The sequence below is a fragment of the Inquilinus sp. Marseille-Q2685 genome, assembly GCF_916619195.1.
Lineage (GTDB): Bacteria > Pseudomonadota > Alphaproteobacteria > DSM-16000 > Inquilinaceae > Inquilinus.
The window spans coordinates 76,117-100,786 of the sequence record NZ_CAKAKL010000014.1 but is presented as its reverse complement, the minus strand read 5'-3'; the positions used below and the strand labels follow the sequence as shown (position 1 = coordinate 100,786).

Genomic DNA, 24,670 nt, shown 5'->3' with positions numbered 1-24,670 from the left:
CCTTCGTCCTGGGAGATGCGCTCTCGATTTCCTGTGCAAAGCCAAGGCTCGGCGTGGACGGCCCACCGGATTTTCCGGCGATGCGATCCTCAGATCGGCGAAGCCGTCGAGACGGACCGAGTGGAGGAGGGGAAGTGAAGAAGGTTCTGCTGGGTGGGGCGGCGCTGGCCGCCATGGGACTGGCCGGCGCGGCGCCGGCATCGGCTGCGGACGCGAATGTGACGTCCGGTCTGCAGCTCAAGATCAGCGGTTTCATCGGCTTCCAGGCCACGTTGAATCTGGGCGACACCCAGAACGACGAGTTCGCTCGCGACTATGATTTCCAGAGCGGCGCGCGGCTGATCTTCGACGTCAAGAACGTCACCGATTCGGGCCTGGAATACGGCGGTCGTATCCGTTTCGATCAGGTCAACCGCCGCGACGACGTCAGCGTCGACCGCACCTATGTCTATGTGAAGGGCGGTTTCGGCACGGTGACCTTCGGTAACGCGCCGACCGTGGCCGACGACATCGGCTATGTCTATGCCCACGACGCCCTTGCCAGCGAGATCGGCGCGGGCGGCCTCAATTTCGGCGACCTGCTCGACGGCGACTTCCCGCTGGGCGGCGGCGATCTCTACTCGCTCAACGCCACCTATCTGGCGGGGCTGAGCAACGCCGACACCCGAATCAAGTACACGTCGCCGACCTTCAGCGGCTTCAGCTTCGCCTTCGACTTCACGCCCGTCGTCGGCGGCGCGAATCATGCCGGCAACGGCGGCCGCAACGACCTGTTCGACGACGACGACACCTATTACGAGAACGTCGTCACGGGCGGCATCAACTACGAAGAGACGTTCGATTCGGTCTGGGTCCGCCTGGCCGCCACGGCCGCCTACGGCAACGGTGTCCGGACCTCCGGGGCCGGCGCCAATCCGAACGGCAACGACCTTGAGGTCTACACCCTCGGCGGCATGGTCCAGTCGGGCGGCATCGCCGCTAGCGTGAACTGGACCCACAACGAGAGCATTGCGGTCGCCGACAAGCCGGTCGACTCGATCGTGGCCGATCTCAGCTACCAGTGGGGTCCGTATCTGGCGTCGCTGTCCTACGCCTACACCTGGGCGGACAAGAACAACGGCCTGGACTCGCAGTTCTCCAGCGGCACCGATCTCCAGGACAACCACATCGCCGGCGTGAACTTCACCTACACGCTCGCGCCGGGCCTGAACACCTATGGCCAGGTGATCTACGAGAAGCAGAACTATCGCGCCGGCCAGGATTGGGAGACCGCCAATCTGATGACGGGCGTGCTCCTGGCGTTCTGATCAAGCCGTCACCCGTGTGACGGCTCGGGAAGACCGGACGTGACGGACCACTCCTGACGGTCTCTGTCTCGTCCCCTCGAAGGCTGAAAATCACGTCCGGTCGATGGAGGATGCGCGGTTCTGCAGGCCGCGCATCCTTTTTTTATGGCTGGCCGGCCAAGCAATGGCTGCTTCAATGCATACATTCATGAATGTATATAGAGCTTGCTCCCACTCTGCTCCGGTATTACGGTTTGGCATCCCCGGGCGGGTCGAGGCTTGGCTTCCCGAACTCGCGTGGAGGAGCGGAATTCGCCGCGGGGGACTTTGTCTCTATATTCCTTGGCGCAGGCTTTCACGGCCCCGGCGGGCCTGAGTCCGGCAATGACCCGATGCGGATGCCAGGCGTCCGCGACGACGGGGCGGGAGGAGGGGAAATGAAGAAGGTTCTTCTTGGAGGGACGGCTGTTGCCGCCCTGGGACTGGCCGGCGTGGCGCCGGCATCGGCGGCCGACACGAACGTGACCTCCGGTCTTCAGCTGAAGATCAGCGGCTTCATCGGCTGGCAGTCCACGCTGGTGCTCAGCGACAGCCAGCACAGCAGCCTCGACCGCGACTACGACTTCCAGACCAATGCGCGCCTGATCTTCGACGTCAAGAACGTCACCGATTCCGGGCTGGAATATGGCGGCCGCATCCGCTTCGATTCGGTCAACCGCCGCGACGACGTCAATATCACGCGCCTCTACGCCTATCTGAAGGGGGGCTTCGGCACCCTGACCTTCGGCGATGCGCCGACCGTCGCCGACGATATCGGCTACGTCTACGTCCATGACGAGCTGGTCGGCAACATGGGCGCCGGCGGGATGAATTTCGGCGAGCTGCTGGACGGCGACTTCCCTGTGGGCGGCGGCAACTTCTACTCGATCAACGCGACCTATCTCGCCGGCCTGACCAATCAGGACACGCGGATCAAGTACACCTCGCCGACCTTCGACGGCTTCAGCTTCGCTGTCGACTTCACCCCGGTGGTCGGCGGGGCGGACCACGCCGGCAATGGCGGCCGCAACGACCTGTTCGACGACGACGAGACCTATTACGAGAACGTCGTCACCGCCGGCGTGAACTATGAGGATACGTTCGGCGATTGGTCGGTCCGCGGGGCGGCCACGGCGGCCTACGGCGCCGGCATCCGGACATCGGCCTCGGGCGCAAATCCGGGCGGCCACGACCTCGAGGTCTATACGCTGGGCGGCCAGGTCGGGTACCAGGGCATCTGGGCCAGCGTGAACTGGACCCACAACGAGCAGCTCGCGGCCTCGGACAAGCCAGTCGACACCATCATCGGCGACCTCAGCTACCAGTGGGATCGATATCTGGTGTCGCTGTCCTATGCCTATACCTGGGCCGAGAAGAACAACGGCCTGGAGTCCGAATACACCAGCGGCGAGGACCTGAAGGACAATCACATCGTCGGCGCGAACTTCACCTACACGCTCGCCCCCGGTCTCAACACCTATGCCCAGATGATCTATGAGAAGCAGAACTTCCGGCAAGGCGGGGACTTCGAGAACGCCAACCTGATCACCGGTCTTATCCTTGGATTCTGACCCTGGGGTGCCGCACGTCCCGGCTCAGGTCGCCAGAGGGATGTGCGGCGCAGCCGTCCGCGGTAGCAATCCGCTGAGGCGGGGGTCGGGCTTGCGCACCACCCGCTGCGCATAGGGGACGAAGCCGGCGCGCTGGTAATGTGCCAGCGCCTTCGGGTGGTCCAGCGTGCAGGTGTCGACCGTCATCCGCCGGATCGGCCGCGCCCAGGCGAGGTCGATCAGCGACCACAGCAGGAACGGTCCCAGCCGGCGGCCGATGAACTCCGGGATCAGCCCGAAATAAGCGAGATCGGTGGTCTCGGCGTTGGCCTGGAACAGCTCGCCGAAGCCGGCGGGCGTGCCGTCGAGGTACAGCACATAGACGCCGGTACGCTCGTCGTTCAGCCGGGCGGCCAGCTTGTCGTCGTCCCACTCCCTCCGGTCGGTCCACAGCCAGTTGGCGCCGACCGTGTCGTAGAGATAGCGGTAGAAGGACACGGTCGCCGGCTCGGCCCGCATCAGCAGGTGCCGGGCCAGCGGCGGGGGCGGCGGCGGGCGCCACGGCCTGGCCGTCATCTCCAGCTGGGTGACGGTGACCGTCAGCTCCGGGACGGCCGCGGCGCTCATGATGGCTTCCGCGCCGGGCCGGTCTCGACCGGCGTGTCCCCCGGCATGCCCCATTCGGCCCAGGATCCGTCATAGACCGCCGCGTCCTCGCGGCCGATTCGGTGCAGGCCGAGGGCCAGGACGCAGGCGGTGATGCCGCTGCCGCAACTCGCCGTCACCGGCCCGCTCTCCGGCAGGCCCGCGGCGGCGAAGCGCGCGGCGATCTCCTCGGGCGGCAGCAGGGTCTTGCTCGCCGGATCCAGCAGCTCGCCGAAAGGCAGGTTGAGGGCGCCCGGTATATGGCCGCCGCGCAGGCCGGGCCGCGGCTCCGGCGCCGTGCCCTCGAAGCGCTCGCTCGCCCGGGCGTCGACCACGGCGCCGACCCGGCCGGCCAGGATCTCGGCCTTGCTGCGCACCAGCGCCGGCCGCGGATGTGGGGTGAAGCGCGCCGGGGCGGGGGTGGAAATGCCGCTTTCCAGTGGCCGGCCCTCCGCCTTCCAGGCCGGCAATCCTCCATCCAGCACCGCCACGCCGTCATGGCCGAAGGCGCGCAGCATCCACCAGGCGCGGGCCGCGCTCATCAGCCCGTGCACGTCGTAGCAGACCACGAAGCTGTCATTGCCGATGCCCAGCGCGGCCATCCGCTCCGCGAACAGCTTCGGCGGCGGCAGCATATGCGGCAGGCCCCCAGGCGCCTTGCTTTCCGGCGCCGCGATATCGTCGACGTCGAAGAACACCGCGCCTGGGATATGGGCCTCGGCGAACTCCGCCGCGGCGTCGCGGTTGGTGCCGGGCAGGTGGTAGGTGGCGTCGACGACGCGGACGTCCGGGTCGTCGAGATGGTCGGCCAGCCAGGCGGTGGAGACGATGGTGTTCATGCTTCGCCTGCGAAGGTGAGGACGACCCGGCGGTTCTGCTTGCCCTTGTTCTCGATCTTGGCGACCGCGAGGGGGCCGATCTCCGCCGTGTTGCGGACATGGGTGCCGCCGCAGGGCTGCAGGTCGACCGGGGCGGCGGCGTCGCCGATCCGCACCAGCCGCACCCGCCCGAAGCCGCTCGGCGGCTTGACCGACATGGTGCGCACCAGCTCCGGCCGCGCCGCCAGCTCCTCGTCGGTGATCCACTCGGTCTCGATCGGCAGGGCGGCCGCGACCAGCTCGTTCAGCCGGGCGGTGATCGCCGCGGCGTCCAGCGCGTCGCCCGGCAGGTTGAAGTCCAGCCGGCTGCGCTCGGCGCCGATCTGCCCGCCGGTGACGTCGCCGGGAACCGCGACGCACAGCAGGTGCAGGGCCGTGTGCATCCGCATGTGGCGGTAGCGCCGCTCCCAGTCCAGCGCCAGCTCGACCGGCGTGCCGGGAGCGGGCAGGGCGGTGCCGTCGGCGGCGAGATGGCGGATCTCGTCGGGCATCGCCCCCTTGCGGGTGTCGGCCACGGCGATCTCGCCTCCGGCCCAGCGGATGGCGCCGGTGTCGCCCGGCTGGCCGCCGGCGGTGGCGTAGAACACGGTCCGGTCCAGGACGATGCCCTCCGGCGTCGCGTCGACCACGATGGCGGTCGCGCCGCTGGCATAGGCGTCGTCGCGGAACAGCAATTCGGTCATGCGCTGGTCTCCAGCCAGTCGGGTTCCGGCAATCCCTTCTCGCGCAGGAAGTCCGGGTTGTAGAGCTTCGACTGATAGCGGCTGCCGTGGTCGGCCAGGATGGTGACGATGGTGTGGCCCGGCCCCATCCGCCGCGCCATCTTCACCGCGCCGGCCAGATTGATGCCGGTCGACCCGCCCAGCAGCAGCCCTTCGTCCCGGGCCAGGCCGAACAGGATCCGCAGCGCCTCCTCGTCGGTCGCCTGCTGCGCCCAGTCGAGCGGCATGCCCTCGAGGTTCTTGGTCACCCGGCCCTGGCCGATGCCCTCGGTGATCGAGCTGCCTTCGGCCTTCAGCTCGCCATGCTCGTACCAGTTGTACAGCGCCGCCCCCAGCGGGTCGGTCAGCGCGATCTGCACCTTCGGGTCGCGCTCCTTCAGCGCCAGGGCGACGCCGGCCAGCGTGCCGCCGGTGCCGACGGCGCAGGTGAAGCCGTCGATCCGGCCGCCCGTCTGCTCCCAGATCTCCGGCCCGGTGGTGCGGTAATGGCCGTCGCGGTTGGCGACGTTGTCGAACTGGTTGGCCCAGATCGCGCCGTTCGGCTCGCTCTGCGCCAGCTCGGCCGCCAGGCGCTCCGAGTAGCGGACGTAGTTGTTCGGGTCCTTGTAGGGAACGGCATCGACCTCGACCAGCCTGGCGCCGGCCAGGCGGATCGCATCCTTCTTCTCCTGGCTCTGGGTCCGCGGCAGGACGATGACGCTGCGATAGCCCAGCGCCCGGCCGACCAGCGCCAGGCCGATGCCGGTGTTGCCGGCCGTGCCCTCGACGATCGTGCCGCCGGGCCGCAGCGTGCCCCGCGCTTCGGCGTCGCGGATGATCGCCAGCGCCGCCCGGTCCTTGACCGAGCCGCCGGGGTTCAGGAACTCCGCCTTGCCCAGGATCTCGCAGCCCGTCTCCTCCGACAGGCGGGCGAGGCGGATCAGCGGCGTGTTGCCGATCGCGCCGACAAAGCCGTCGACGATCTGGCGGGAAGGCGTGTCGCTCATGCTCGGTCCCAGTTCTCGGATCAGGCGTCCCCGGAGACCTTAGAGGGCGCCATTGGCGGCTTCAAGCGACGCCCAGCGGCGGCGCAGCGACTCCCGGTTCAGTGCGAACCATTGCAGCGCGATCAGGGTGATGGCGTTCTGGATCCGGCCCTCCGCCAGCAGCGCCAGGGCCTCGTCAGCCGGCATCGGCAGGATGCGGATGTCCTCCTGCTCGGTCGCCAGCCCGTGCAGGCTGCGCTCGGCCGGCGCCTCGACACGGCCGCAGAACAGGCTGACCCATTCGTTGAAACCGCCCGGGCTGGTGGCGAATTCGCCGATCGGCAGCAGGTCGGCCACGGCCAGGCCGGTCTCCTCCTGCGTCTCGCGGGCGGCGGAATGCTCCGGCGCCTCGTCGGCATCGATCAGGCCGGCCGGGATTTCGACCATCCAGGCCGGCCGGTCGGCGATCCAGGCGCCCAGCCGGAACTGCTCCAGCAGCACCACCCGGTCGGCGACCGGGTCGTAGGGCAGCAGGCCGACGGCCGGGCGGCGCAGCACCAGTTCGCGCGTCAGCGGCTCGGTCCAGCCGCCGTCGAAGCGGCGGTGGCGCAACTGCAGCCGGTCCAGCCGGAAGAAGCCGGCATAGTCGGTCCGCCGCTCGATCAGCTCGACATCGGCGTCATTGTCGAAGGCCACTCTCGTTCACTCCTGCGCGGCGGGCGACGCGGGGACCATAGCGGCGGCGACGGCCGGGCGCCACGGCGCCGCGCGCCGCAGGCGGGACGGGGATTAGGGTTTGACGCGGCGGCGCCGCGGTCGCGATACTTCCCATCGGGCCCGGCGGGCTGCGATGTCGCGGACGGGCGCTTCGTTGTCGCCAGGGGAAACAAAGGGATGGCCCACGGGCCGTCTAATGGCCTTGGTTGCGGGCCGAGGCTTCGGAAATTCAAGAAAGCCGGCGCCGCCACAGGGTGGTTCCAAGCGTCTCGACAGGGAGAGCCTGATGGACATCAAGGATCTGGGGAAGGTTCACGTCGCGATTCCGAAGCTGGCCGAGGATCTGCGCGACGGCCGGGTCGACCGGCGCGAATTCCTGCGCACATCCGTGCTGCTCGGCCTGGCGATCCCGACCGCGTATTCCGTGGCCTCGGTGCTGACCGGCGACCCGATCGTGCCGCAGGCGGCGGCGCAGGAGACGCCGCGCAAGGGCGGCACGCTGCGGATCGGCATCTTCGTCATGGATGCCAGCGACCCGGCGATCTACGACTGGTCGGAGAAGGGAAATTCCGCGCGGCAGCTGATCGAGCCGCTGGTGCGGATCGGCACCGACAACCTCTCCCATCCCCACTTGGCCGAGAAGTGGACGGCGAATGACGACGTCACGGTGTGGACGCTGTCGCTCCGCAAGGGGGTGAAGTGGAGCAACGGCGACGACTTCAACGCCGATGACGTGATCAAGACCTTCGAGCGCTGGCTCGACAGCAAGACCGGCTCCTCCAACCAGGGCCGGTTCAGCGGCCTGACGGTGAAGGAAGGCGACACCATCAAGATCGCGCCGAACGCGCTGGAGCGGGTGGACGACCACACGGTCCGCTTCCACTTCCAGAACGCCATGCTCTCCTTCCCCGAGAGCCTGGGCGACTATCCGGCGCTGATCACCCATCGCGACTTCGCCACCAAGTTCGAAGCCAACCTGATCAAGCACCCGATCGGCACCGGCCCGTTCAACCTGAAGGAATACGTGGTCGGCCAGCGCGCGGTGTACACCAAGAAGGCCGATTACTGGGGCGGCGAGCCCTATATCGACGAGCTGCAGTTCATCGATCTCGGCGCCGACCCGGCGGCGGAGCTGGCGGCCCTGTCCTCGGGCCAGGTCGACCTCCTGTACAAGCTCGACCCCAACCTGCTGCCCGGCTACCAGGCCAACCCGCAGGTCAAGGTCTACGACAAGGACACGGCGATCGTCGGCGTCGCCCGCATGCGGGTGACCGAGAAGCCGTTCGACGACAAGCGGATCCGCCAGGCGGTGCAGGCCTGCATCGACCACGACCGGCTGCTGCAACTGGCCTATCAGGGCCTCGGCATCGCCGGACAGGACTTCCACGTCGCGCCGATCCATCCGGAATACACCGATCTCGGCCCGATGAAGCAGGACTACGAGAAAGCGAAGAAGCTGCTGGCCGAGGCCGGCCACCCGAACGGCCTCGACATCGAGATCAACTGCGTCGACGACCCGAAATGGGAAGGCCAGATCGGCGTGGTGCTGTCCGAGATGGTGAAGCCGGCCGGCATCAACCTGAAGGTCAACATCCTGCCCGGCGGCACCTATTGGGACCGCTGGACCGCCTGGCCGTTCAGCGTGACGCAGTGGACCACCCGGCCGCTTGGCGTGCAGGTGCTCGACGTCGCCTACCGCAAGGGCGCGTCCTGGAACGAGACCGGCTACGACAACCCGGAGTTCGAGAAGCTCCTGAACCAGGCGCAGGCCACGATCGACGTGCCGAAGCGCAAGGAGATCGTGAAGCAGATCGAGCAGATGCTGCAGGACGACGCCATCACCATCATCCCGTTCTGGCTCAAGATCTATACCGCCAGCACGGACAAGGTGCAGGGCTTCGCCTACCACTTCGCCCGCGAGATGTATTTCGACAAGGTGTGGCTGTCGGCGTGAGGATGCAGGCCAGAGGTGTCGGACGGGGGCGCGTCACGCGTCCCCGGGCCGGCAAGCGGGGGGAGGTAGTGAGGCGATGCTGATCTTCCTCGCCAAGCGCGCCTTCTTCATGGTGCTGACCATGCTGGCGGTGTCGCTGCTGGTCTTCCTCCTCCTGGAGGTCAACGGGTCGGCCGTGGCGGTGAAGGTCCTCGGCCCCTACAGCTCAGAGGAGCAGCGGCGCCTGTGGCTCGAGGCGCACGGCTATTTCGCGCCGTGGTACGAGCGCTACCTCGCCTGGCTCGGCCGCATGGCGAGCGGCGAGTTCGGCGATTCCCTGCGCTTCAAGACCCCGGTCGCCGACGTGCTGTGGCCCCGGCTGCAGAACACCGCGATCCTCGCCGCCTGCGTCTTCCTGATCATGGTGCCGGTCTCGGTCGTGCTCGGCGTCCTCGCCGGCATGCGCGAGGGCTCGGGCACCGACCGCACCATCTCGGTGTTGTCGATCGTCACCACCTCGATCCCGGAATTCGCCTCGGCGACCTTCCTGTCCTTCCTCTTCGTCCTGGTCCTGAAGTGGCTGCCGGGGACCAGCGGCATGAGCCAGGGCTTCGACGTGCTGCAGCTGGTGATGCCGGTCGCGGTGCTGGTGCTGTACGATTTCGGCTACGTCACCCGGATGATGCGCGCCTCGATGGCCGAGGTGATGCAGAGCCCCTATATCCGCACCGCGGTGCTGAAGGGCATCCCCTACAAGCGGGTGATCCTGCGCCACGCCTTGCGCAACGCCCTGATCGCGCCGTTCACCGTGATCGTGCTGCAGATCAACTGGCTGCTCTCCGGCGTGATCGTGGTCGAGGCCTTCTTCGGCTACAAGGGCTTCGGCGCCCTCTTGCTCGAAGCCTCGCTGAACCAGGACATCTACCTGATCCAGGCCTGCGCCATGGTCTCGGTCTTCGTCGCCGTGGCGACCCAGACCATCGCCGATGTCGGCTACACCTACCTCAACCCGCGCATCCGCTTCACCTGAGGGGTCGGAATGGCCGAGATCTCGCGGCCGCCCCCATCCTCGCGGGGCCGCACCCCGGTCCTCCGCGCGCTGCGCTCGGTGCTGCTGCTGCGCGAAAGCGGGGTCGGTCTGGTCGGCGTCCTGATCGTGCTGTTCTGGATCGCGGTGGCGCTGCTGGCGCCGGTGATCGCGCCGTTCCCGCCGAACCAGAACCTGCTGCCGTTCAAGCCGCCCGGCACCGTGGCGCCGGACGGCGGGGTGTTCTGGCTGGGCACCGACCAGCTCGGCCGCGACATCCTCAGCCGGGTGATCTGGGGCGCGCGCCGGGTGCTGATCTATGCGCCCCTGGCCACCGCCTGCGCCTATGCGCTCGGCGTCACCATGGGGCTTCTGGCCGGCTACAAGCGCGGGCTGTGGGACGACGTGCTGAGCCGGATCGGCGACATCATCCTGTCCTTCCCGATCCTGGTGCTCTACGTCGTCATCATCACCACCTTCGGCCCGTCCGGCATCAACATCGTGCTGGCGGTCACCTGCGCCAGCGCCCCCGGCATCATGCGCATCGTCCGCGGCCTGACGCTGGACCTGCGCAACCGCGACTACGTCGCCGCGGCCCAGACCCGCGGCGAATCCTCGCTCTACATCATGTTCGTCGAGATCCTGCCGAATGCGCGTGGGCCGCTGATCGTCGATGCCTGCCTGCGCCTCGGCTACACCATCATCACCATCGGCGTGCTGGGCTTCCTCGGCCTCGGCCTGCCGCCGCCCGACCCGGACTGGGGCGGCATGGTCAACGAGACCCGCGCCATGGCCGCCTTCGCGCCCTGGATGACGGTCTTCCCCTGCATCGCCATCTCGTCGCTGGTCCTCGGCCTGAACCTGCTGGCCGACGGTCTGCGCGAGATCTCATTGAAGGATTGAGGGCATGGCCGTCGAGCTGATCCCGCCGCGCGACGCCACCACCCCGATCCTGGAGATCGACCGGCTGTCGATCTCCTACCTCACCCGCGCCGCCGAGATCCCGGCCGTGGTCGACTTCTCGCTCACCGTCCGCCCCGGCGAATGCGTCGGTCTGGTCGGCGAGAGCGGCTGCGGCAAGTCGACCGTGGCGATGGCGATCATGCGCTATCTCGGCCGCAACGGCCGGATCGCCGGCGGCTCGATGCGGTTCCGGGGGCGCGACATGCTGGCGATGTCGGAGGAGGAGCTGCGGCGGATCCGCGGCGCCGAGATCGCCATGGTCTATCAGGAGCCGATGGCGGCGCTGAACCCGGCGATGCGGATCGGCGACCAGCTGGCCGAGGTGCCGCTGTGCCACGAGCCCGGCTGCACCCGGGAGCAGGCGCTGGCCCGGGCCCGCGACATGCTGGCCCGGGTGCGGCTCGGCGATCCCGACCGGGTGCTGCAGGCCTATCCGCACCAGATCTCGGGCGGCCAGCAGCAGCGCGTGGTCATCGCCATGGCGCTGTTGTCCAACCCGTCGCTGCTGCTGCTGGACGAGCCGACCACCGCGCTCGACGTCACGGTCGAGGCCGGCATCGTCGACCTGATCGCCGAGCTCGGCCGGACGCTCGGCACGGCCATGATCTACATCAGCCACAATCTCGGGCTGATCCGTGAGACCTGCGACCGGGTCTGCGTCATGTATGCCGGCCAGGCGGTGGAGGAGGGGACGATCGACCAGATCTTCGCCGCCCCGCGCCACCCCTACACCCAGGGCCTGTTCGGCTGCATCCCGACCCCGGCGCGCGACAAGTCCAGCCGGCCGCTGGTGCCGATCCGCGGCCAGCTGCCGCTGCCGCAGGCCCGGCCGCAGGGCTGCTGGTTCGGGCCGCGTTGCGACCATTTCCAGCCCGGCCGCTGCGACGCCGCGGCGGTGCCGATGCTGCCGGCCAGCGAGACCCGGGGCGTGCGCTGCCTGCGCTGGGAGGAGATCGAGGCGAAGCCGCCGGTCCCGGCGCCGGTCGAGGCCGTGCCCGTCGCCGCCGCCGCGAATGACCAGCCGGTGCTGGAGGTCGCGGCGATGCGCAAGCATTACCCGATCTACGACAGCTCGATCGCGGCGCTGCTCGGCAGCGACCGCACCCGCTGGGTCCGCGCCAACGAGGCGATCAGCTTCGAGGCCCGCGGCGGCCAGACCGTCGCCATCGTCGGCGAGAGCGGCTGCGGCAAGTCCACCTTCGCCCGGGTGCTGATGGGGCTGGAGACGGCGACCGACGGCACCGTCTCCTTCCGCGGCACCGATATCGGCCGCAAACCGGTGCAGCAGCGCGACGCCAAGCTGCTGTCCTCGCTGCAGATGGTGTTCCAGAACCCGAACGACACGCTGAACCCCAGCATGACGGTGGGCCAGCAGATCGGCCGGGTGATCCGCAAGTTCGGGGTCAAGAAGGGCCGGCGCGAGGTGGAGGAGGAGGTGCTGCGCCTGCTCGACCTGGTGAAGCTGCCGCGCGCCTTCATCGACCGCAAGCCGCGCCAGCTCTCCGGCGGGCAGAAGCAGCGCGTCGGCATCGCCCGCGCCTTTGCCGGCGCCCCGGCCATGGTGGTGGCGGACGAGCCGGTCTCTGCCCTCGACGTCTCGGTCCAGGCCGCGGTCACCGGCCTCCTGGTCGACATCCAGCGCCGCTCCGGCACCACGCTGCTGTTCATCAGCCACGATCTCGGCGTGGTCCGCTATCTGGCCGACCGGGTGGTGGTGATGTATCTCGGCCAGATCATGGAGCAAGGGACGACCGACGCGGTCTTCCAGCCGCCCTACCACCCCTATACCGAAGCGCTGCTCGCCGCCGTGCCGGTGGCCGATCCGACGATCGAGAAGAAGCGCATCATCCTGGAAGGACCGCTGCCCAGCCCGCTGGACCCGCCGCAGGGCTGCCCGTTCCACACCCGCTGCCCGCGCAAGCTCGGCGGCATCTGCGAAAGCGAGGCGCCGCCCGAGCGCGCCGGCACCGACGGCCACGTCATCCGCTGCCATATCCCGCTGCCGGACCTCGAGGCGGTGGAACCCGTCTTGGGGCGTGCGGGTTAAGCGTGCCGGTGTAGATCGCCTTATGCGGGTATTGCGGCCCGGTTTCTCGCGACATACTATAGTATGAGGCGGGCCGGGTTCGACACTGCGGCAACAGGGGGACCGCACCAGATCGATCGTCCGCGATCGTAGTCGGTGTCGGGCTGAGGCCCGCAGGAGGAAGTAACAGTATGGCGACCCGCGGCTCGGACCGACAGCGCCGGCGCAAGACCATCACGGAGGATGGCCCGGATCCGGTGGATGTCCACGTCGGTGCCCGACTGCGCCAGCGCCGGACCCTTCTGGGGATGAGCCAGGAGAAGCTGGCTGCGGCCTTCGGCGTATCGTTCCAGCAGATCCAGAAATACGAGCGCGGCGCCAATCGCGTCAGCGCCAGCCGGCTGCACCAGTTGACGCAGATCCTCAACGTGCCGGTCGGCTATTTCTTCGAAGGCATGACCGATGCCCCGCAGAACGGTTCGGCCCATCCGGTGCACGACTCCGAGATGGTGGCGAGCCGCGAGACGCTGGAACTGGTTCGCGCCTATTACCGGATCGAGGACGCGACGGTCCGCCGCCGCTTGGTCGACCTTCTGCGCTCGCTCGGGCCGGACGCCGCCGAGCATTGAGGCGAATCGCCCGGGTCGCGTTTCCGGCTGGCGTCGAGGCCGGGGCGGGGCTACATCACCCCCAGTTCCGATAGCCGAGGCTCGCCCGTGTCGCTCCCCTTCGTCGACCTCAAGCAGCAATACGCCCGCCTGAAGCCCCTGATCGACGCCCGCATCCATGCGGTGCTGGACCACGGCCAGTACATCCTGGGGCCGGAGGTGGCGGAGCTGGAGGGCGAGTTGGCGCGTCGGGCCGGCGCCCGCCATTGCCTGACGGTGGCCAGCGGCACCGACGCCCTGATCATGCCGCTGATGGCCCGCGGCATCGGCCCGGGCGACGCCGTCTTCGTGCCGGCCTTCACCTTCACCGCGACGGCCGAGGCGATCCTGCTGCTCGGCGCCTCACCGGTCTTCGTCGATGTCGACCCCGAGACCTACCTGATCGACCTGGCCGATCTCGAGCGCCGCATCGCCGCGGTCAAGGCTGCGGGCAGGCTGGCGCTGAAGGCGGTGATCGCGGTCGACCTGTTCGGCCTGCCGGTCGATTACCCGAAGCTGCAGGCGGTCGCCGACGCGCACGGCCTGTTCGTCATCGACGACGCGGCGCAGAGCTTCGGCGGCGCCTTCCACGGCCGCCCGGTCGGGTCGCTGGCGCCGGTCACCGCTACCAGCTTCTACCCGGCCAAGCCGCTGGGCTGCTACGGCGACGGCGGCGCCATCTTCACCGATGACGACGAGTTGGCGGCGGTCCTCAAGTCGATCCGCGTCCATGGCGAGGGCAAGAGCCGCTACGACACCGTGCGGGTCGGCCTCAACGCCCGGTTCGACACCATCCAGGCGGCGGTGCTGCTGGCCAAGCTGCCCAGCTTCGGCGAGGAGCTGGAGGCCCGCGACCGGCTGGCGCGGCACTATTCGGCCCGGCTGTCCAACCGCATCCAGACGCCGGTGATGCCGGACGGGCTGACCTGCGCCTGGGCGCAGTACACCATCCGCGTGACCGACCGCGACGCGGTGCGGGCCAGGCTGGGCGAGGCCGGGGTGCCGACCGCGATCTACTATCCGACGCCGATGCCCCTGGCTGAGGCGTATCGCGCCCATGGCGAAGGCGAGGGTTCGCTGCCGGTCAGCGAGGCGCTGAGCCGCGAGGTGCTGAGCCTGCCGATGCACCCCTTCCTGTCCGACGCCGACGCCGACCGCGTCTGCGACGCGGTGATCGCCGCGGTCGGTTAGCGAGTTGCGACGGCCACTGCGGCGCCGGCCATCACTGCGCCGGTGCCGCGGTTGATCGCCTTCAGCGCCCGCGGCGACCGGAACATCCGCCGGGCGCGCAGCGCCAGCACGACATAGGCCGCCAGCACCGCGCCGTAGACCGCCATCAGCGTGGCGGCGAGCTCGGCGAAGCCCAGCCAGGTCAGCCGCGGCAGGTCGATGATGGTCGGCAGCAGCGCCAGGTAGAACAATGTCGTCTTCGGGTTGCCGAGGCAGACCGAGATGCCGGCCAGGAACAGCCGTACGCCTTCGCCGCGCACCGGCTGCGCCTCGACCGGCTCCGCGGCCGGGGCGGTCCACAGCCGCCAGGCGAGATACAGCAGATAGACGGCGCCGGCGTATTTGATCGCGACGAAGACCGGTTGCAGCGTCGCCGCCAGCATGGCGAGGCCGAGCGCCGTGGCGCCGAGCCACATCAGGTCGCCGGCCATCAGCCCGGCGCAGAAGGCCGGCGCCCCGCGGCTGCCGCGGCCCAGCACCCGCGCCACCAGCGCCGCGGTGGTTGGGCCCGGCACGGCGCAGGCGACGCCGAGCGTGACGGCGTAGATCAGCAGCGTCGACGGCTCCATCGGCGGATCCTCCCCAGCGGGCGGTGTCTGCCCGGATCGTTGCGGTCGGATTATGCCCGTCCGGGGCCGGAGCGGCCAGGGCCGCGGCGTCACGGGGTCAGGGCCGGCGGCCTGCGAAGCCGGGTGGCGCGCTCGTAGTCGAAGGCGAAGGACAGCAGGGCGGCCTCGCTCCACATCGGGCCGATGAACAGCAGGCCGAAGGGCGCGCCCGACGCGGTGCGGCCGGCCGGCACGGTCACGCCGGGCAGGCCGGCGATGTTGATCTCCGAGACCGCGGTCTCCTGGATCCGCGCGCCGCTTCCGACCAACGGCAGCACCTCGCGCATCTGCGGCAGCACCAGCCCGTCGAGCCGATGCCGGGCCAGGGTTTCTGCGAAGATCGCGAGATAGGCTTCCTTCGCCGCCAGGAACCCGGACAGATCCGGCGGCGCCAGCGGGTCGGCCAGGCTGGCCCGGAATCCCGGCAGGTCGGCGAGGTCGAACAGCACGCCGTCCGGGCCGAACGGATCCTCCGCCGCGACTGCGGCCTTGAAGGCATCGAAGGACCGGATCGCGGCCTGCGGGCCCAGCCGCTTCAGATACTGGTCCAGGTCGTGGGGCAGCCCCTCGCTGCCGCGCGGGTCGTAGCCGTCGGCGGCGGGCCCCGGGCGGGCGATGTCGGCGAAGCCGGTGCCCGCGAACGGGTCCTCGACCAGGACCGCGCCCCGTGCCTCCAGCTCGCCGATCGCCCTCCGATACGTCGCGGCCACCTCGGCCGACAGGGGCTGGCTGCGCCATCCCGGCCCGTACAGGCCGAAGCGCCTGCCGCGCAGCGATCCGGGGTCGAGGCCGGCGGCATATCCGGCCGGCGGCCTGTGGCCGATCCCGGCCGCGGTCTTCGGGTCCTCCGGGCTGAAGCCGGCCAGCACGTCCAGCGTCAGCGCCGCGTCGCGCACGCAGCGCGCGATCGGGCCGACGACGTCGCGGGTGCTGCCGGCCAGCGGCATGACCCCGGCATTGGGCACCAGGCCGAAGCTCGGCTTGATCCCGACCAGATCCTGCGCCGCGGCGGGGTTCTGGATCGACCCGCCGGTCTCCTCCGCCAGGCCCAGCACGGCGAGGCTGCCGGCGACCGCGGTGGCGGTCCCGGCGCTGCTGCCGCCCGGCACGCGGCCGGGGTCGGCGGCATTGAGCGTCGCGCCGGCCCAGCTGTCGTCGGCATGGCTGCCCGATGCGCTCAGCACGGGGACGTTGGTCTTGCCCAGGATCACGGCGCCGGCGGCGCGCATCCGCGCCACCACGGGCGAATCCGTCGCCGGGATCAGGTCGACGCCGCCGGCCCGGGCGCTCAGCAGCCGCCAGCCGCCGGTGCTGGGCAGTCCGGCCATGTCCATCGTGTCCTTGACCACGACCGGCACCCCGGCCAGCGGGCCCGGCGCCTCGCCCGCGGTGCGTCGCCGGTCGATCTCGCGCGCCTCGCGCAGGGCGTCGGGATTGGGCGTGATCACCGCGACATAGCGCGGATTGTATCGGGCGATGCGGTCGAGGAAGGTTTGCGTCAACGCTTCCGCGGTGACGCCCCGGGCGAAGGCGGCCGCGACGTCGGCCACCGTCATCTCGACAGTGTCGATCGCGGTCGATACGGCAGTGGTCATGGCAGCTCCGGACAGGTGCCGGACGATAGCATGAGGCCATGCATCGGTGGCAACGCAATGATTCGTAACAAATTTTGAGTTTGTCTCTTGCTGTCCTGTGGGCAGGATCGCCGGCGTGCCGGAGTGTCCGGCGTTTCCGTTCGGGACTATGCATGACGTCACCCCTGATCCACCGCACCGCGATCATCGAGCCCGGAGCCGAGATCGGCGAGGGCACCCGCATCGGCCCCTACGCCGTGATCGGGCCGAAGGTCCGGATGGGCCGCGACTGCATCGTCGGGCCGCATGCGGTGGTCGAGGGGCGGACCGAGATCGGCGACCGCAACCAGATATTCCAGTTCGCTTCGGTCGGCGCGCCGCCGCAGGACCTGAAGTGGAAGGGCGAGGAGACGCGGCTGGTCATCGGCCATGACAACATCATCCGCGAATATGTCACCATCCAGCCGGGCGTCGGCGTCTCCGGCGGGCTGACCACGGTCGGCGACGGCAACCTGTTCATGGCCTGCTCGCACATCGCCCATGACTGCCGGATCGGCAACCACGCCCAGTTCGCCAACGCCGCGACCCTGGCCGGCCATGTCGAGGTCGGGGACCACGTCCATGTCAGCGGGCTGGCCGGGGTGCACCAGTTCACCCGCATCGGCGCCCACGCTTTCGTCGCCGCCGGCGCCATGGTGGCCCAGGACGTGCCGCCCTTCTGCCTGGTCCAGGGCGACCGGGCGCGGCTGGTGTCGCTGAACGAGGTCGGGCTGCGCCGCCACGGCTTCAGCGAGCCCGAGGTGATGGCCCTGCGCCGCGTCTTCCGCACCCTGTTCCGCGGTTCCGGGGAGAAGGCCGAGCGGATGGCCCGGGTCCGCCGCGACCACGCCGGCGACAAGGGCGTGGCCGAGCTGCTGGAGTTCCTGTCCGACACCAGGCGCGGGCTGGTCGCGGCCTGACGGCAACGGGCCGGCCTCTCGGCGCGTTGATGACTCGAAGCCGATCGTCGAGGAGGACGCCATGACCGCCGTGAGCCCGATCCAGGCCGGCATCATCGTCGACGCGCCGCAGGACCGTGCCTTCGACGCTTTCACCCGGGAGATCGGGCGGTGGTGGCCGCTCGCCTATACCTACGCCCAGGCCGAGCTCGACACCGCGGTGATCGAGCCGCGGGCCGGCGGCCTGTGGTTCGAGCGCGACAGTGCCGGCCGCGAGACCGCCTGGGGCGAGATCCGCGCCTGGGAGCCGCCGTCGCGGCTGGTGCTGTCCTTCGCCGTCAGCCCGGAGCGGGCGCCGGAGCCGGAGGAGCGGGCCAGCGAGGTCGAGATCCGCTTCGTGCCGGAGCAGGGGCGCACCCGGATCGAGCTGGAGCACCGCGATTTCGAACGCCACGGCGACGGGGCGGCCCGGCTGCGCGACGGCATGGCCTCGCCCGGGGGCTGGCCGCTGATCCTCGCCGATTTCGCGCGGTACATGCGGGGCTGAGGACCAGCGTGTAGGTCGGGTTCGCCAGGGCGAACCCGACCCACGATGTCTCAGCCGACCGGCATCTCGGTCTCGATCCACTCGATCAGCGACGCATGCTTCGGCGCCCAGCCCAGCTCCGCCCGCGCCCGCTTGCCTCGAACCCGGCTGTTCGAGCCGAGCGCATAGACGGCATGGCCGAAGCCCAGCGCGGCGATGGCCTCGTCGGCCGGCCAGGGCCTCGGCGCCGCGAGGCCGAGGCGCCGGGCGATCGCCGCCGCAGCCTCGGCGAAGGAGGCCTCGCCGTTCTCGACGTAGTAGAAGGCGCCGGCCGGGGCGCGGTCCAGCGCCAGGGCGTAGAGATCCGCCATGTCGTCGACATGCACGTTCGACCAGATGTTGAGGCCGCGCCCGATATGCCGGACCACGCCGGTCCTGCGAGCCTCGGCGACCAGGGTCGGGATCTGCACGCTGTCCGGGTGCAGCCCGGGGCCGGTGCCGTAGATCAGGCTGTTGCACAGCACGATGGCCCTCACGCCTCGGCCGGCGGCGTCCACGATCATTCGGTCGATGGCGACCCGCGCTGCCTTGCCCGGCACCGGCTCGACCGGCGTGTCCTCGTCGTAGACGCGATCGGACGCCCATTCGCCGCGGGCATCGTCGGCCACCACGCTGGTGCCGCTGGTGTGCAGGAAGGGCTTGCCGCTGCCGGCGAGCGCGTCGAGGAAGGCCTCGACCGCCGGCCGGTCGTCGGAATCGGCGGTGTTGACGACCGCATCGGCGGTCTCCGCTTCCCGCGCCAGCAGCGCCGTGTCGGACAGGTCGCCCAGCACCGGCTCGATGCCCAGCGCCCGAAGCCGCTCCGCCTTCTCCGGTGAGCGCACGAGGCCTCGGATCCGGTGGCCCGAGGCCTTCAGGCGGAAAGCGACGGCGCCACCGATGAAGCCCGTGGCGCCGGTCAGGAAGATGGTCATGCCGATGCTCTCTGCTGTGTTGTGTCCACCAGAAAAGATGGTGCGGAATTCGTGGCCGAGAACGCATGCATTCGCGAATTGAATTCACAAGCTTTGATCTGCCCGGCCGGATTATCGCCACCGCCGGTCCTGACCACATTGCGCTCCGACACGAACCGCCCAGGCGCCGGTCGCAGTGCAGGGCAGGGCAGGGGAGAGGAGCATGACGTCTCACATGGAAGGATCGGCGCTCGACCTGATCCGCCGGCCGCACGGCCTGACGCTCGGCATCGAGCTGCCGCTCGACAACGACTGGTCGCCGATGGGCGAGGCCGCCCGCCGCGCCGACGGCCGTCCCTTCGGCGTGCCCGACCTGGCCCGCCATGCCGACCGGGTGCGGCAGGTCGACCGCTCCGGCTTCGCGGCGATCTGGATGCGCGACGTCCCGGTCTTCGATCCGCAGCGCTTCGGCGATGCCGGCTCGGTCTACGACGTCTTCGCCCATCTCGGCTTCCTGGCCGGGATCACGGAACGCGTCGCCCTCGGCACCGCCGCGGTGGTGCTGCCGCTGCGTCCCCCGATGATGACGGCGAAGGCCGTGGCCTCGGTCGACGCCCTGTCCGGCGGCCGGCTGATCCTCGGCGTCGCCACCGGCGACCGGCCGGTGGAGTTCCCGCTGCTGGGGCTCGATTTCGAAGCCCGCGGCGAAGCTTTCCGCGACGCCGTCGCCTGGATCCGCCAGGCTTGGCGGCCGGGCGGGCTGCCGCTCGGCGACGGCGTGCGGGATCCGTCCCTCGACCTGCTGCCCCGGCCGGTCCAGCCGTCGATCCCGCTGGTGATGGCCGGGCGCGGCCGGCAGAGCCTGGACTGGATCGCGGACCAGATGGACGGCTGGTTCGTCTACCCGAACACGCCGGAGCTGCTGGCCGCCCAGGCGCAGCAATGGCACCGCAAGCACGACGCGCGGCGGCCCTTCATCAGCGCCTTCCACCTCGACCTGGCCGAGGACCCGGACTCGGCGCCGCAGCCGCACCGCTTCGGCGCGCGGCTCGGCCGGAACCGCCTGGTCGAGCATCTGCACCGGATCGCGGCGCTGGGCGTCGACCACCTGGCGCTGCAGCTGCGGCACTCCCGCCGCCCGGTCGAGGAGGTCCTCGACGAGCTGGCGCGCGAGGTGCTGCCGCAGATCCACAACAGCCCGGCGGCCGACGCCGCCGAATGAGAAGAAAGGACACGGACATGACCGCTCCCCTGGTCACCGCCCCCCTCGTCACGGCGAACGGCGCCGAGATCCCGGCGCTCGGCTTCGGCACCTTCCGGATGAACGGCCCGGACACGGTCCGGATGGTCCGGCACGTGCTGTCGCTCGGCTACCGCCACATCGACACGGCGCAGATCTACGGCAACGAGGCCGAGGTCGGCGAAGGCCTGGCCGCCTCCGGCGTCGCCCGCGACGACGTGTTCCTGACCACCAAGGTCTGGGTCGCCAACTACCGCCGCGAGGCCTTCCTGCGCTCGGTCGACGACAGCCTGCGCAAGCTGGGCACCGGCCATGTCGACCTGCTGCTGCTGCACTGGCCGAACCAGGACGTGCCGCTGGCCGAGCAGATCGGCGCGCTGAACGAGGTCAGGGCCGCCGGCAAGGTGCGCCATATCGGCATCAGCAACTTCAGCACCGCGCTGATGGCCGAGGCCGCGTCGCTCAGCGCAGCGCCGCTGGTCACCAACCAGGTCGAATACCATCCCTATCTCGGCCAGTCGGCGGTGCTGGCGGCGGCCCGCGCGGCCGGGATGAGCGTGACCGCCTATTACGGCATGGCCGACGGCAAGGTGATCGGCGACCCGGTGATCCAGGCGATCGCCGACCGCCACGGCAGGACCGAGGCGCAGGTGGTGCTGCGCTGGCTGGTGCAGCAGCCGGGCGTCGTCGCCCTGTCGAAGACGGTCAGCGAGGCCCGCGCCGCCGCCAACCTGGCGATCTTCGACTTCGCGCTTTCGGCCGAGGAGATGGCCGCGATCCACGCTTTGGCCCGCCCTGACGGCCGCCTGGTCAGCCCGGAGGGTCTGGCGCCGGCGTGGGATGCGGCGTGAGGCGAAGAGGTCTCTGAATTCCCAGCCGTCATTGCGAGCGCAGCGAAGCAATCCAGGGCCGTTTGGCGTGGCCCCTGGATTGCTCACATGAGGAGTGTATGGGTCAAGGGGGGGCGAGAGGTCTTTCGTTGTTGCTGGCGGCGATGGCGTGACCGATGGCGCGCGCAGATCAAGTCAAGGCCGGCCCGCAGGGGCGCCGCGAAGCGGCTTGGTCTTGACGTGATCGAGCGCGCCATCAAGCTGGTGCGGTCGGCAGCACCGGAGCGGAGGGCCGTGGCGATCCCTGGGTCGAGCCGGTGCGACGATCTGGGTTGCCGGCCAGATCAAACTCACATTCGGTCGTCGCGCGAGGCGACAGCACCACGCTTCCGCTTGCGGCGGGCAGGCTCGAGAGGACGAGACCAGTCTTCGTTGCGGCGATGAGCCATGCAATCCATCGGTTCGTCCACCCGGATCGGCCGAGGCTGATCGGGCCTCGGCGGAACGGCTGGGCGGCGGCCTGTGGTCAGGCCGTCTTGATCACCGCGCCCTCGATGACGACGCCGGCTGTGACGTACTTCCACAAGGCCACCAGAAGCTTGCGCGCCAGGGCGACGATGGCGCGCTTGCGGTCGCGCTGGCCACGGGCCTGGAACCAGCGTGCCAGGGCCGACTGCGGCTGGTGCCGCAGCCACAGCCAGGCGAGCTGGATCATCACGGTGCGCAGCCGCGGATTGCCGGCCTTCGACACACCCTGCTCATGCATGATGCTGCCGCTGCGCCACGGCGTCGCCGCCAGCCCCGCATAGGCGGCCACCTGGCGGCGATTGGCGAAGGATCGATAGAAGCCCTCCGACCAGAGAACCGCCGCAAAGGTGGCGCCGATCCCCCGCACTGCCGACAGCATCGCCACCGGCTCCGAGGCGGCCGTCTCACCGGCGCCGGTCTCGGCCAGCACGGCCTCCTGCTCGGCCTCGACCCTCTTGATCTGGTCGACCAGCAGCTCGAGCCGGTCCAACTCGCGGCTGATCTGCGCCGTCAAGTGCGGCGGCAGCGCCCGCCCGTCGGCCGTGTGCAAGGCCGCAAGCCGCTCCCGCCGGTCGCGCCGCTGCGGCGCGTAGTCGGTGATACCCTGCGCGAACAGAAGCCCCTTGATCCGGTTCACATGCGTGGTCCGCTCACAGATCAGCGTCTGGCGTTCGCGGCACAGCCGGCGCCGGTCCTCCTCTTCCGGAGAGGGCGCCACCACCATGGCGCAGACCCGCGGCTCGCCGCGCTTGTAGGCCAGAAGCGCCCGCAGCAGCGCCTCGCCGTCGAGCCGGTCCGTCTTGGCCCGCCGGCGCCGACGCGGCGCCGCAATCGACGCCGGATCCACCACGTGGCTCTCGATCCCCTCCCGACACAGAACCCGGTGCAGCCAGAACCCGTCCAGCCCAGTCTCCTGAACGGTGATGATCGGATAGCTCCGGCCCGTCCGCATCGCCGCCTTGCGCCTGAACTCTGCAAACAGCGCCAGCAGCCCCGCGACATCGCCCGCCCCGACGCTGTGCTTGGACATCTTCTCCCCGCCGCCGGGCGACAGTGAGGTGATCAGCCAACTCGAACGGCTCAGTTCCAATGACACAAAAATTGCGCCAATCTGTGTCCGGATAGCGGCCTGTCCCTCGCAAGGTTGATCGAGCATCGGTCGTCTCCAGGGTGAGTGGGATAGCAACCTCAGCCTGGGCCGACTCCTGGCCGCTATCCACCCTCATGGAATCTTCGTCGGCTTCGCCTCCTCGCAATGACGACTGGGAGGACCGCCCCTAAGACCCGATCCCATCCAGATCGTCATACAGCGCCTGGCTGTGATGGTAGAGCCGGTCGAACACCGGCTGCATCCGGGCGTAGCGCTCGGCCCAGGCGGGGTCGGGGGCGATCTCGGCGCCATAGCGCACGTAGGTTCCGGCCGCATCCTGCACCGTGCTGAACCGGCCGGTGGCGGCGGCGACCATGGCGGCGCAGCCGACCACGCCACACTCCGCCTCCTCCGGCACCAGGATCGGCAGGCCGGTGGCGCTGGCCTTGATCTTCAGCCACAGCCCGGTCTTGGCGCCGCCGCCCGACGCGATCAGCCGGTCCAGCGGCCGGCCCGACGCCGCCTCCATCACCCGGATGTGGCGGGTGACGGCGAAGGCCACGCCTTCCAGCACCGCCCGGTGCAGCTCGGCCAGGCCGTGGCCGGCGCCCAGGCCGAAGAACTGCGCCCGGGCGTTGCGGTGGGCGCCCAGCCGCTCGCCCACCAGATAGGGCAGGAACAGCAGGCCGCCGGCGCCCGGCGCCGCCTCGGCCGCCTTGGCGACGATCTCGGGATAGCCCAGCGCGCCCTCGTGGAAGGCGCGGCGGGCCCAGCGCATGGCATCGCCGCCGCTCTCCAGCAGCACGAACGGCCCCCAGCCGCCCTCGATCGTGGCGACGTTGCAGATCTCGGGGTCCAGCAGCGGCGCCCCGGTGATCAGGGTGATGATCGAGGAGGTGCCGGTGACGTCGGAGACCAGCCCCGGCCGGCAGGCGCCGGAACCCAGGAGCGCCATCGGGTAGTCGGCGCCGCCGACCAGCACCGGCGTGCCCTCGAGCACGCCGGTCTCGGCCGCCGCCGCGGCGGTGACGCCGCCCAGGATCTCCAGCGGCGACCGCAGCCGCGGCAGCTTGGCGGCGTCCAGCCCCATCAGCGCGATCATCGCGGATGACCAGTCGCGCGTCGCCGGGTTCATCAGGAAGCTGCAGGAGCCTTCCGTCGCCTCCATGGCGATCTCGCCGGTCAGGCGGAAATTGACCCAGTCCTTCGGCATCATCACGGCGGCCGCCCGGCGCCAGGCCTCGGGGTCGTGGTCGCGGATCCAGGCCAGCTTGAAGCCCGGCCAGGCCGGCGTCGGCGGGTTGCCGCTCTCGGCCAGATAGCTCTCCGGCGCATGGTCGCGCTCGAAGGCCGCGACGAGGTCGAGCGTGCGCTTGTCGTTCCACAGCGGGACGGTGTCGCGGGTCAGGGTACCGGCGTCGTCGACCAGCACCGTGCCGTGCATCTGGCCGCAAGCGCAGATCGCGGCGATGCGGCCGCGGGCGCCCTCGACCTGGTCCAGCACGGTCCGCACCGACTGCACGACGCCGGCCCACCAGTCGGCCGGCCGCTGCTCCGACCAGCCGAACTGCGGCACGATCTGCTCGTGCTCCCGTGCCGCGATGGCCAGGATCCGCCCGCCGCCGTCGACCAGCGCCGCCCGCGCGCTGCCGGTGCCGACATCGATCGAAAGGGCGAGGTCCTGGGTCATGGGCGGATCTGTGGCGCTGATTGCCGACAGCAGGACCGCGGCGGTTTCCCGCCGTCGATCCGACC

General features: G+C 70.0%; 22 protein-coding genes. 12 read left to right on the top strand and 10 right to left on the bottom strand.

Features of this window, described 5'->3' with window-relative positions; translation table 11 throughout:
* Nucleotides 1-134: 134 nt before the first annotated feature.
* Nucleotides 135-1,307 carry a porin gene (locus tag LG391_RS33665; protein WP_225773396.1) on the top strand — a complete coding sequence of 391 codons (1,173 nt, stop codon included), beginning with the start codon at nt 135-137 and terminating at the stop codon, nt 1,305-1,307.
* A 416-nt stretch (nt 1,308-1,723) separates the two neighbouring features.
* Complete coding sequence (locus LG391_RS33660) at nt 1,724-2,896, top strand: porin (protein WP_225773394.1); 1,173 nt, start codon at nt 1,724-1,726, stop codon at nt 2,894-2,896.
* Nucleotides 2,897-2,920: 24 nt separating this feature from the next.
* Here LG391_RS33660 and LG391_RS33655 read toward each other — a convergent pair whose 3' ends face one another.
* Genes LG391_RS33655 through LG391_RS33635 form a run of 5 tightly spaced genes read right to left on the bottom strand, consistent with a single transcriptional unit; the run spans nt 2,921 to nt 6,781 of the window.
* Nucleotides 2,921-3,502 carry a GNAT family N-acetyltransferase gene (locus LG391_RS33655; protein WP_225773392.1) on the bottom strand — a complete coding sequence of 194 codons (582 nt, stop codon included), beginning with the start codon at nt 3,500-3,502 and terminating at the stop codon, nt 2,921-2,923.
* Nucleotides 3,499-4,359, bottom strand: coding sequence for a 3-mercaptopyruvate sulfurtransferase (sseA, locus tag LG391_RS33650; protein ID WP_225773390.1), 861 nt, complete (start codon nt 4,357-4,359; stop codon nt 3,499-3,501). The genes LG391_RS33655 and sseA overlap by 4 nt, the downstream gene beginning before the upstream one ends.
* Nucleotides 4,356-5,081, bottom strand: coding sequence for an alanyl-tRNA editing protein (locus LG391_RS33645; RefSeq protein WP_225773388.1), 726 nt, complete (start codon nt 5,079-5,081; stop codon nt 4,356-4,358). The genes sseA and LG391_RS33645 overlap by 4 nt, the downstream gene beginning before the upstream one ends.
* Nucleotides 5,078-6,106 (bottom strand): cysteine synthase A, encoded by a 1,029-nt coding sequence (locus LG391_RS33640; protein ID WP_225773386.1) that lies wholly within the window; start codon nt 6,104-6,106, stop codon nt 5,078-5,080. The genes LG391_RS33645 and LG391_RS33640 overlap by 4 nt, the downstream gene beginning before the upstream one ends.
* A gap of 39 nt (nt 6,107-6,145) precedes the next feature.
* Nucleotides 6,146-6,781, bottom strand: coding sequence for an NUDIX domain-containing protein (locus LG391_RS33635; protein ID WP_225773384.1), 636 nt, complete (start codon nt 6,779-6,781; stop codon nt 6,146-6,148).
* A gap of 307 nt (nt 6,782-7,088) precedes the next feature.
* Between LG391_RS33635 and LG391_RS33630 the strand changes: the two genes are divergently transcribed.
* The 6 genes from LG391_RS33630 to LG391_RS33605 all read left to right on the top strand — a co-directional run bounded on the left by LG391_RS33630 (nt 7,089) and on the right by LG391_RS33605 (nt 14,589).
* Nucleotides 7,089-8,756, top strand: a complete 1,668-nt coding sequence (locus LG391_RS33630; protein WP_225773383.1) for an ABC transporter substrate-binding protein — start codon at nt 7,089-7,091, stop codon at nt 8,754-8,756.
* A gap of 76 nt (nt 8,757-8,832) precedes the next feature.
* Nucleotides 8,833-9,765 carry an ABC transporter permease gene (locus LG391_RS33625; protein WP_225773380.1) on the top strand — a complete coding sequence of 311 codons (933 nt, stop codon included), beginning with the start codon at nt 8,833-8,835 and terminating at the stop codon, nt 9,763-9,765.
* Nucleotides 9,766-9,774: 9 nt separating this feature from the next.
* Nucleotides 9,775-10,665 carry an ABC transporter permease gene (locus LG391_RS33620; protein WP_225773378.1) on the top strand — a complete coding sequence of 297 codons (891 nt, stop codon included), beginning with the start codon at nt 9,775-9,777 and terminating at the stop codon, nt 10,663-10,665.
* A gap of 4 nt (nt 10,666-10,669) precedes the next feature.
* Nucleotides 10,670-12,772 (top strand): ABC transporter ATP-binding protein, encoded by a 2,103-nt coding sequence (locus LG391_RS33615; protein WP_225773376.1) that lies wholly within the window; start codon nt 10,670-10,672, stop codon nt 12,770-12,772.
* A gap of 170 nt (nt 12,773-12,942) precedes the next feature.
* Nucleotides 12,943-13,380, top strand: a complete 438-nt coding sequence (locus LG391_RS33610; protein WP_225773374.1) for a helix-turn-helix domain-containing protein — start codon at nt 12,943-12,945, stop codon at nt 13,378-13,380.
* Between the two features lie 87 nt (nt 13,381-13,467).
* Complete coding sequence (locus LG391_RS33605; protein ID WP_225773372.1) at nt 13,468-14,589, top strand: DegT/DnrJ/EryC1/StrS aminotransferase family protein; 1,122 nt, start codon at nt 13,468-13,470, stop codon at nt 14,587-14,589.
* Here LG391_RS33605 and LG391_RS33600 read toward each other — a convergent pair.
* Together LG391_RS33600 and LG391_RS33595 are read right to left on the bottom strand one after the other, a co-directional pair.
* Nucleotides 14,586-15,197, bottom strand: coding sequence for a LysE family translocator (locus LG391_RS33600; protein WP_225773370.1), 612 nt, complete (start codon nt 15,195-15,197; stop codon nt 14,586-14,588). The two genes, LG391_RS33605 and LG391_RS33600, sit on opposite strands and share 4 nt — an antisense overlap.
* A gap of 89 nt (nt 15,198-15,286) precedes the next feature.
* Nucleotides 15,287-16,831 carry an amidase gene (locus LG391_RS33595; protein ID WP_225773368.1) on the bottom strand — a complete coding sequence of 515 codons (1,545 nt, stop codon included), beginning with the start codon at nt 16,829-16,831 and terminating at the stop codon, nt 15,287-15,289.
* A 152-nt stretch (nt 16,832-16,983) separates the two neighbouring features.
* Here LG391_RS33595 and lpxA point away from each other — a divergent pair, with 152 nt between their 5' ends.
* Entirely contained in the window at nt 16,984-17,769 is a 786-nt protein-coding gene (gene lpxA, locus LG391_RS33590; protein ID WP_225773366.1) for an acyl-ACP--UDP-N-acetylglucosamine O-acyltransferase, read from the top strand.
* A 61-nt stretch (nt 17,770-17,830) separates the two neighbouring features.
* Nucleotides 17,831-18,295 carry an SRPBCC family protein gene (locus tag LG391_RS33585; RefSeq protein ID WP_225773364.1) on the top strand — a complete coding sequence of 155 codons (465 nt, stop codon included), beginning with the start codon at nt 17,831-17,833 and terminating at the stop codon, nt 18,293-18,295.
* A gap of 50 nt (nt 18,296-18,345) precedes the next feature.
* Here LG391_RS33585 and LG391_RS33580 read toward each other — a convergent pair whose 3' ends face one another.
* Nucleotides 18,346-19,248 (bottom strand): NAD-dependent epimerase/dehydratase family protein, encoded by a 903-nt coding sequence (locus LG391_RS33580; protein WP_225773363.1) that lies wholly within the window; start codon nt 19,246-19,248, stop codon nt 18,346-18,348.
* Between the two features lie 202 nt (nt 19,249-19,450).
* On the opposite strand from LG391_RS33580, the gene LG391_RS33575 reads away from it, so the two are divergent.
* Together LG391_RS33575 and LG391_RS33570 are read left to right on the top strand one after the other, a co-directional pair.
* Nucleotides 19,451-20,449 (top strand): TIGR03571 family LLM class oxidoreductase, encoded by a 999-nt coding sequence (locus tag LG391_RS33575; protein ID WP_225773361.1) that lies wholly within the window; start codon nt 19,451-19,453, stop codon nt 20,447-20,449.
* A 17-nt stretch (nt 20,450-20,466) separates the two neighbouring features.
* Nucleotides 20,467-21,318 (top strand): aldo/keto reductase, encoded by an 852-nt coding sequence (locus tag LG391_RS33570; RefSeq protein WP_225773360.1) that lies wholly within the window; start codon nt 20,467-20,469, stop codon nt 21,316-21,318.
* A gap of 505 nt (nt 21,319-21,823) precedes the next feature.
* Here the strand turns inward: LG391_RS33570 and LG391_RS33565 are convergent.
* The gene (locus tag LG391_RS33565; RefSeq protein WP_225767413.1) at nt 21,824-22,981 is read right to left on the bottom strand and encodes an IS110 family transposase; all 1,158 of its coding nucleotides are present in this window, start codon (nt 22,979-22,981) and stop codon (nt 21,824-21,826) included.
* A 121-nt stretch (nt 22,982-23,102) separates the two neighbouring features.
* Complete coding sequence (locus LG391_RS33560; RefSeq protein WP_225773358.1) at nt 23,103-24,605, bottom strand: FGGY-family carbohydrate kinase; 1,503 nt, start codon at nt 24,603-24,605, stop codon at nt 23,103-23,105.
* Nucleotides 24,606-24,670 lie beyond the last annotated feature (65 nt).

Excerpts from the sequence above, each read along its gene's own strand:
- LG391_RS33630 (WP_225773383.1), top strand. The coding sequence starts at position 7,089 with ATGGACATCAAGGATCTGGGGAAGGTTCACGTCGCGATTCCGAAGCTG.
- LG391_RS33595 (WP_225773368.1), bottom strand. The coding sequence starts at position 16,831 with ATGACCACTGCCGTATCGACCGCGATCGACACTGTCGAGATGACGGTG.
- LG391_RS33620 (WP_225773378.1), top strand. The coding sequence starts at position 9,775 with ATGGCCGAGATCTCGCGGCCGCCCCCATCCTCGCGGGGCCGCACCCCG.
- LG391_RS33615 (WP_225773376.1), top strand. The coding sequence starts at position 10,670 with ATGGCCGTCGAGCTGATCCCGCCGCGCGACGCCACCACCCCGATCCTG.
- LG391_RS33610 (WP_225773374.1), top strand. The coding sequence starts at position 12,943 with ATGGCGACCCGCGGCTCGGACCGACAGCGCCGGCGCAAGACCATCACG.
- lpxA (WP_225773366.1), top strand. The coding sequence starts at position 16,984 with ATGACGTCACCCCTGATCCACCGCACCGCGATCATCGAGCCCGGAGCC.
- LG391_RS33625 (WP_225773380.1), top strand. The coding sequence starts at position 8,833 with ATGCTGATCTTCCTCGCCAAGCGCGCCTTCTTCATGGTGCTGACCATG.
- LG391_RS33575 (WP_225773361.1), top strand. The coding sequence starts at position 19,451 with ATGACGTCTCACATGGAAGGATCGGCGCTCGACCTGATCCGCCGGCCG.
- LG391_RS33655 (WP_225773392.1), bottom strand. The coding sequence starts at position 3,502 with ATGAGCGCCGCGGCCGTCCCGGAGCTGACGGTCACCGTCACCCAGCTG.
- LG391_RS33660 (WP_225773394.1), top strand. The coding sequence starts at position 1,724 with ATGAAGAAGGTTCTTCTTGGAGGGACGGCTGTTGCCGCCCTGGGACTG.
- LG391_RS33560 (WP_225773358.1), bottom strand. The coding sequence starts at position 24,605 with ATGACCCAGGACCTCGCCCTTTCGATCGATGTCGGCACCGGCAGCGCG.
- LG391_RS33570 (WP_225773360.1), top strand. The coding sequence starts at position 20,467 with ATGACCGCTCCCCTGGTCACCGCCCCCCTCGTCACGGCGAACGGCGCC.
- LG391_RS33645 (WP_225773388.1), bottom strand. The coding sequence starts at position 5,081 with ATGACCGAATTGCTGTTCCGCGACGACGCCTATGCCAGCGGCGCGACC.
- LG391_RS33600 (WP_225773370.1), bottom strand. The coding sequence starts at position 15,197 with ATGGAGCCGTCGACGCTGCTGATCTACGCCGTCACGCTCGGCGTCGCC.
- LG391_RS33640 (WP_225773386.1), bottom strand. The coding sequence starts at position 6,106 with ATGAGCGACACGCCTTCCCGCCAGATCGTCGACGGCTTTGTCGGCGCG.
- LG391_RS33585 (WP_225773364.1), top strand. The coding sequence starts at position 17,831 with ATGACCGCCGTGAGCCCGATCCAGGCCGGCATCATCGTCGACGCGCCG.
- LG391_RS33580 (WP_225773363.1), bottom strand. The coding sequence starts at position 19,248 with ATGACCATCTTCCTGACCGGCGCCACGGGCTTCATCGGTGGCGCCGTC.
- sseA (WP_225773390.1), bottom strand. The coding sequence starts at position 4,359 with ATGAACACCATCGTCTCCACCGCCTGGCTGGCCGACCATCTCGACGAC.
- LG391_RS33565 (WP_225767413.1), bottom strand. The coding sequence starts at position 22,981 with ATGCTCGATCAACCTTGCGAGGGACAGGCCGCTATCCGGACACAGATT.